General features: G+C 67.6%; 6 protein-coding genes and 1 riboswitch. Of the genes, 1 reads left to right on the top strand and 5 read right to left on the bottom strand.

Translation table 11 applies throughout. From position 1 onward, the window contains the following. On the bottom strand, nucleotides 1-1,126 hold a 1,126-nt coding region (locus WAQ08_RS09440), incomplete at its 3' end, for a bifunctional transcriptional activator/DNA repair enzyme AdaA (RefSeq protein ID WP_422191259.1). Nucleotides 1,127-1,491: 365 nt separating this feature from the next. Further along, nucleotides 1,492-2,508 (bottom strand): recombination-associated protein RdgC, encoded by a 1,017-nt coding sequence (locus WAQ08_RS09435; protein WP_422191257.1) that lies wholly within the window; start codon nucleotides 2,506-2,508, stop codon nucleotides 1,492-1,494. A gap of 121 nt (nucleotides 2,509-2,629) precedes the next feature. On the opposite strand from WAQ08_RS09435, the gene WAQ08_RS09430 reads away from it, so the two are divergent. Next, on the top strand, nucleotides 2,630-3,166 hold the full coding sequence (locus WAQ08_RS09430) for an isochorismatase family protein (protein WP_422191255.1): 537 nt from the start codon (nucleotides 2,630-2,632) through the stop codon (nucleotides 3,164-3,166). Nucleotides 3,167-3,194: 28 nt separating this feature from the next. On the opposite strand, the gene hisC is transcribed toward WAQ08_RS09430, so the two are convergent. From hisC to WAQ08_RS09415, 3 genes are all read right to left on the bottom strand, one after another. Continuing rightward, complete coding sequence (gene hisC / locus WAQ08_RS09425) at nucleotides 3,195-4,271, bottom strand: histidinol-phosphate transaminase (protein ID WP_422191253.1); 1,077 nt, start codon at nucleotides 4,269-4,271, stop codon at nucleotides 3,195-3,197. 247 nt (nucleotides 4,272-4,518) lie between these two features. Beyond that, nucleotides 4,519-5,037, bottom strand: a complete 519-nt coding sequence (locus tag WAQ08_RS09420) for a 6,7-dimethyl-8-ribityllumazine synthase (RefSeq protein ID WP_422191251.1) — start codon at nucleotides 5,035-5,037, stop codon at nucleotides 4,519-4,521. A gap of 110 nt (nucleotides 5,038-5,147) precedes the next feature. Further along, a riboswitch (FMN riboswitch) is annotated at nucleotides 5,148-5,313 on the bottom strand. Nucleotides 5,314-5,419: 106 nt separating this feature from the next. Next, nucleotides 5,420-5,885: general secretion pathway protein GspB (locus tag WAQ08_RS09415; RefSeq protein ID WP_422191249.1), on the bottom strand; the 466-nt coding region annotated here is incomplete at its 5' end.

Raw genomic sequence — 5,885 nt, 5'->3', positions numbered from 1 at the left:
CCAGCACCGCGCCCACGGCCTGCGGATCGCAATCCAGATCGAACAGGCGCCGCATGCCGGCCAGCACGGCCCGTACCGACATCTCGAAGCCATCGAAGGCGCCGGGCACGCGCAGGCCTGGCGCGTCAGCGGCCAAGTCACCCAGCACCGCGCCCACGGCCTGCGGATCGCAATCCAGATCGAACAGGCGCCGCATGCCGGCCAGCACGGCAGGCAGGGCGCGCAGCAGCCCGGCGGACACACGCACGGCCAGCGCATCGCGTCCATCGGCCTGCGTGACCTCCAGCCAGCCCGTGGGCGCCAGCGGGCCCTGGCCCACGCGCACCGTACGCCGGTAGGCCAGCCCATCGACCTGCTCCACGCCGGCGATGCAGCGCTTGCTCAAGAAGGCCAGCAGGCGCGGCCAATCCAGCGGCGGGCGGTAGCCCAGCTCGAAGCGCAGGCTGCTGGTGGCATCGGCGATGGTGGCCATGTCGTTGCTGCCGGCCTTGTCATTGGCTGGGGCGTGAGAGACCAGCATGTTGCGGCGCAACTGGCTGGGCGCCAGGCCGTAGCGTTCCTGGAACAGGGTGTTGAAGCGGCGCAGGCTGCCGAAGCCGGCGGCCAGGGCCACTTCGGTCACGGGCAATGAGGTGTCGGCCAGCAGGCGCTTGGCCATCAGCAGGCGCTGGGTCTGGGCGTAGTCGATGGGGCTGACGCCGAAGGCGTCGGAGAACACGCGGCGCAGGTGCCGGTCGGTGATGCCCAGCCGCGCCGCCAGGCCTTCCATGCCGTGCTCATCGAGCTCGCCGGCCTGGATGCGCTGGGCGGCGGCCCAGGCCAGCCGCAAGCTGGCATCGATGGGGGCCTGGCCGGGGGCGCGTTCGGGGCGGCAGCGCAGGCAGGGCCTGAAGCCGGCCTGCTCGGCGGCTGCGGCATGATCGAAGAAGAGGCAGTTGGCGGCCTTGGGTGTGCGCACCCGGCACACAGGGCGGCAGTAGATGCCGGTGGAGGTGACGCCGACGAAGAAGCGGCCGTCGAAGCGCGCATCGCGTGCCACCAGCGCGGCGTAGTGCGCGGCGTGGGCTTCAGGCGAGGGCAGCTCGTTGGGAGCGGCCGTTCGGGTGGGCTTGCGAGGCGATGACATGGTGCCATTGTGAGCGCGTGTGGGTCATCGCGCTCGCCGTTTTCGGACACCATGTTTTTGGGGTGGGGTGAGCGCACGGGCTGGTGAAGGCGAGTGCCTGTTCCGGTCCCCACGCGGGGCACCACCGGGGGCTGCCCAGGTCACCTCGTCAACACCGGCCTGCCCTTGCGGAAAGCCAGGACACCGCGAATGCTCCCTTCTCAGGCACTCGCCTTCACCAGCCCGTCGATGCACTGTGGTTGGCGGGGAGGGCTGACGCGCAGTCTCTCCAGAATGTGCATACAGCTACGCACGTTGGGCACCCATCCCCCTGTGCCTTGCCTGCGCGCAAACCACCGCAAGCGAAGCCCTTCAAAAAGCGAGCGTCACCAGGGCGCTTCACTTTCCTCGGCACCTGCACCAGAAGACGCCTTGACAGGCTCAGTAGCCACAGCAGCAACAGGAGGCGCTTCAGCCACCCGAGCCCCACTGCCAGGCAGTTGCATCAACTCACCGCCCAAAGCCTCGACCAGATCCGGAATCAGCCGACGCAACTCACCCGTCGCCAACGCCGCATCCGCATCGAATGCCTCGTCCTTCGACGGCTTGCCCCCCGCATCCCGCGCTTCCAGCACCACATCCAGGAAGGCCAACTTCTTGACCTGCAGACTCTCCGTCAGCACGAAAGACACCCGGTCCAGCCAGGACATCGCCACCCGCGTCGGCACCTTGCCCTGCGTGATGTGCTGTTTGACCTCTTCCGTGTCCAGCGGATGCCGTGCATACCGCACCACCGACTTCATCTCATCCGGTGATTTCAGCTCGCACTCACGGTCGATCACGAAGTTGTACGGCGGCTCGCCCGTGCCCAGCCAGCCCGTCATCGCCGAAGCCGGCGACAGCTCCGTCTGCAGATGCGACACCGCCAGGCCATCGATTGCCTTCACCAGCAAGGCCACCACCTCATCCGCACGCCCCTGGCTGCCCGCATCGACTACCAGCAGGCGCTCCTTCGGCGCGATCCACACCATCAGGGCCGAGCGCTTGGTGAAGGCCATGGGCAGCAACTCCAGCAGCGCCTGCTCCTTGATCTCCTTCGTCTGCTTCTTGCCCGGCTTGCGGCCCGTTTGATGCTCGATCTGCTCGGCGATCTCGTCCATGCGCTCCTTCACCACCGAACCCGGCAGCAGGCGCTTCTCGAACTTGAGCTTGAGGATGAGCTGGCCGTCCACGACCTCCACCAGAGGCGCGTGCGCTTCGCCGCGGGGTTCGACCCAGCCGCTGGACTCTTGCTGCGTTGCACCACAGGGCACGAAACGCTGCTTGTCGAGGGCGGTCTCGATCGCGCGGGCATCGGCTTTCCAGTCAGGTCCGATGCGGTACACCGTCAAATTCTTGAACACGGAGGTCCTTGTCTCGTGAGATCTTCAGCAAAGGCCGGGATTATCCATGGGTGACCGCGCGCGGGCCCTGGGGTAGGCTGCAACCGAGCGAAACAAAAAAGATGCGGCGGCAGTTATGCGCATGCGTGCGGAGCAATCGGTCTTGCTGGTCGTGGACGTCCAGGAAAGGCTGGAAAACGTGGTCGCGGATGGCACCGCGGCAGTGTCCGAAGTTCTCTGGCTGGTGCGGGTGGCCCAGCGCATGGGCGTGCCCGTGATCGCCACCGAGCATTGTCCGGAAAAGCTGGGTCAGTCGGTGGCGGCCCTGCGGCCTCTGTTGCCACCCGCGTCGGTGGTGCGCAAGACGCACTTCTCGGCCGTGAGCGAGGGCGGTTTGTTCCGCGCACCGGAAGGCCAGCGTGTGCAGTGGATTGTGGCCGGCATGGAGGCGCACGTGTGCGTGATGCAGACGGTGCTCGATCTGCTGGAGCTGGGCCGCGAGGTCTTTGTGGTGGACGAGGCCGTGGCCTCGCGCCAGGCGCGCGACAAGGCCCTGGCGCTGGAGCGCATGCGCCGCCATGGCGCCGACATCGTCTCGCGCGAGATGGTGGCCTTCGAGTGGCTGGTGCACGCCGGGGCGCCGGAGTTCAAGTCGGTGCTGCGCAGCTTCATCCGCTGAACGCCGAAGCTGCGAAGCACCATCGCCATTAGGCGGCCTTGGCCTGCGGCCCCGTCAACTCACGCAGTGCGTCCAGCAGCGCGCTGCATTGCGCGTCCGTGCCCACGGTGATGCGCAGGAACTGCTCGATGCGCGGCAGCCTGAAATGCCGCACCATGATCGCACGCTGCTTGAGCCCTTGCGCCAGGGCCGCCGCATCGAAGCCCGCATGCCTGGCGAACACGAAGTTGGTGGCGGAGGGCAGCACCTCGAAGCCCAAGGCCTGCAGCGATGCCGTCAGTTCCCCGCGCGTGCGGATCACGGCCTGGCGCGTGTGTTCGAACCAGGCCTCGTCGTCGAAGGATGCGGCGGCGCCGGCCATGGCCAGGCGGTCCACCGGGTAGGAGTTGAAGCTTTCCTTGACGCGCTCCAGGCCCTCGATCAACTCGGACGAGCCCATCGCATAGCCCACGCGCAACCCCGCCAGCCCTCGTGACTTGGACAGGGTCTGCACCACCAGCAGATTGGGATACCGATCCAGCAGCCGCACGGCGCTCTCGCCCCCGAAATCCACATAGGCTTCGTCGATCACGACCACGCGGTCGGGCTGCAACTGCAGCAGGCGCTCAATGTCGGCCAGTGGCAGGGCCAGGCCGGTCGGCGCGTTGGGATTGGCGATGATCACGCCGCCGCAAGGCGTCTTGTACCCATCCACCTCGATCTCGAAGCTGGCGTTCACGGGCACAGGGTGCGCCTCGATGCCGAAGAGCTTGCAGTAGACCGGGTAGAAGCTGTAGGACACATCCGGGAACAGCACCGGCAGGCCGTGCTTGAGCAGGGCCTGGAAGACATGGGCCAGCACTTCATCAGAGCCATTGCCCACGAAGACCTGTGACGGCGCCAGGCCGTGTCGCGCCGCGATGGCCGTGCGCAGCGCGGTGGCGTGCGGATCCGGGTACAGACGCAGCGCGTCGCCCGCTGCCTCGGCGATGGCCTGCAGCGCGCGGGGCGAGGGGCCATACGGGTTCTCGTTGGTGTTGAGCTTGATCAGGTTCGGCACGGCCAGCTGTTCGCCGGGCACGTAGGGTGTCAGCTGGTTCAGCAGGGGGCTCCAGAAGCGGCTCATGGTGGTTCTCCTCAGCGGTTGAAATCTGGCCATGCGAACGGCGCGGGCAAACAAAAAGGCGCCCGAAGGCGCCTTGGCTTGGTCGACAGGTCTGAGCGGGTGGCTTGTGGTCAGCTGGCCCCTGCACGGACGCGGTCGGGCAACACCCCGGCGCCGGTGGGCGAACGGTGGTGTCGGTGCAGCGATGTCACGTACTGGCTCATGGCCTCAGTGTGGCACGGCCCGGGCTTGCCTGGCAACCCGGCGCTCAGGCCGCTGCCAACAAATGCCGCACGCGGCGCAGGCTCTGCACCGTGTTCACGCAGGCACGCGCGGCCTCGGCCCCCTTGGTCACGAAGTGCGTGCTGAAGTAGCGGCGGTGTTCTTCATGCTCATGGAAGTGGTGCGGCGTGAGCACGCACGAGAACACGGGCACCTCGGTGTCGAGCTGCACGCGCATCAGGCCGTCGATCACGGCGGTGGCCACGAAGTCGTGCCGGTAGATGCCGCCATCGACCACCAGGCCGCAGGCCACGATGGCGTCGAAGCGGCCCGACTTGGCCAGGGTGGCCGTATGCAGGGGGATCTCGAAGGCGCCGGGCACGTCGATCACGGTGACGGGATCGACCGGCACGCCCAGGCGGGCGATTTCGGCCAGGAAGCCTTCGCGGGCGCGGCCGACGATGTCGGCATGCCAGCTGGCCTGGATGAAGGCCACGCGCAGCGGCTGGGAGCCCTCGGCAGGCGAGGCGGGAAGGGACGCAACGGGAAGATCAGACTGATTCATGGAGACCTCGAAAGGCGATACCAGAAATCAGGGCGCACGAACAACACCATGCCGCGCACGTGCCGTCACTCCGCAAAGGGAAATAGACACGCGCGAACCGCACGGATGTGCCGCGCTCTCTTTCATCCGGACTGTGACCGTCGGCCCCGGAATCACACCGGATCTGCTGACCCTGCCAGGCCAAACCATCACGGTCAGGCCCGGCAGGCGCTCGCGGGCTGAGGGCCTGGGCCCATCACCGCCGGTGGGGACTTTCACCCCGCCCTGAGAACGCTTTGTCGGTGCGCCATAGCCCGAAAGCCGCGGTGCGCCGACGTGTCGATTCTACGGCCGTGGTGCTGAACCGTGCCCGGCAGGGGATATGGCGGCCCTGGGAGGACGCTCAGTAGTTCACGCTGTAGCGCCAACGCTGGAAGCGCAGCACGGCGGATTTGAGCTTGATCTCTTCGAGGGTGAGGTCCTGGCCCAGCTTGTCGCCTTCATGGAAGAGCTGGCTGTTGATGACCAGCATGCGGTTGGCCGGGTTCTCGGAATACATCGCGCCGCCGATGACCAAGTTCGGCAACTGGCGGCGGACATGGTCGGGCAGCTCATGCAGGGCGAGCACGCGGGGCGTGGGCAGCGCGCTGATGTCCGGCGCGGGCGTGGTGGTGCCGGTGGTCGCTTCTGTCTCGGCAGCAGGCGCTGTTCGAGGCGCGGTGCGGGTGCTGGCACGTGCACTGTCGTTGGCTGCGGGCTCGCCGGTGAGCCTGGCAGCTTGACGGGCGGGCGACGCCTCTGCCATGGCCGGCCTGGCGTCGTCACGCGCGTCGTGCTGCTGGGGGGGGCGTGCCTGCGGGGCTGGCGCC

Source organism: Aquabacterium sp. (genome assembly GCF_049274795.1).
Classification (GTDB): domain Bacteria; phylum Pseudomonadota; class Gammaproteobacteria; order Burkholderiales; family Burkholderiaceae_C; genus Aquabacterium.
The sequence above is the reverse complement of the archived record's forward strand: the minus strand, read 5'-3'. Positions and strand labels throughout refer to the sequence as shown.

Excerpts from the sequence above, each read along its gene's own strand:
- WAQ08_RS09430 (WP_422191255.1), top strand. The coding sequence starts at position 2,630 with ATGCGTGCGGAGCAATCGGTCTTGCTGGTCGTGGACGTCCAGGAAAGG.
- hisC (WP_422191253.1), bottom strand. The coding sequence starts at position 4,271 with ATGAGCCGCTTCTGGAGCCCCCTGCTGAACCAGCTGACACCCTACGTG.
- WAQ08_RS09420 (WP_422191251.1), bottom strand. The coding sequence starts at position 5,037 with ATGAATCAGTCTGATCTTCCCGTTGCGTCCCTTCCCGCCTCGCCTGCC.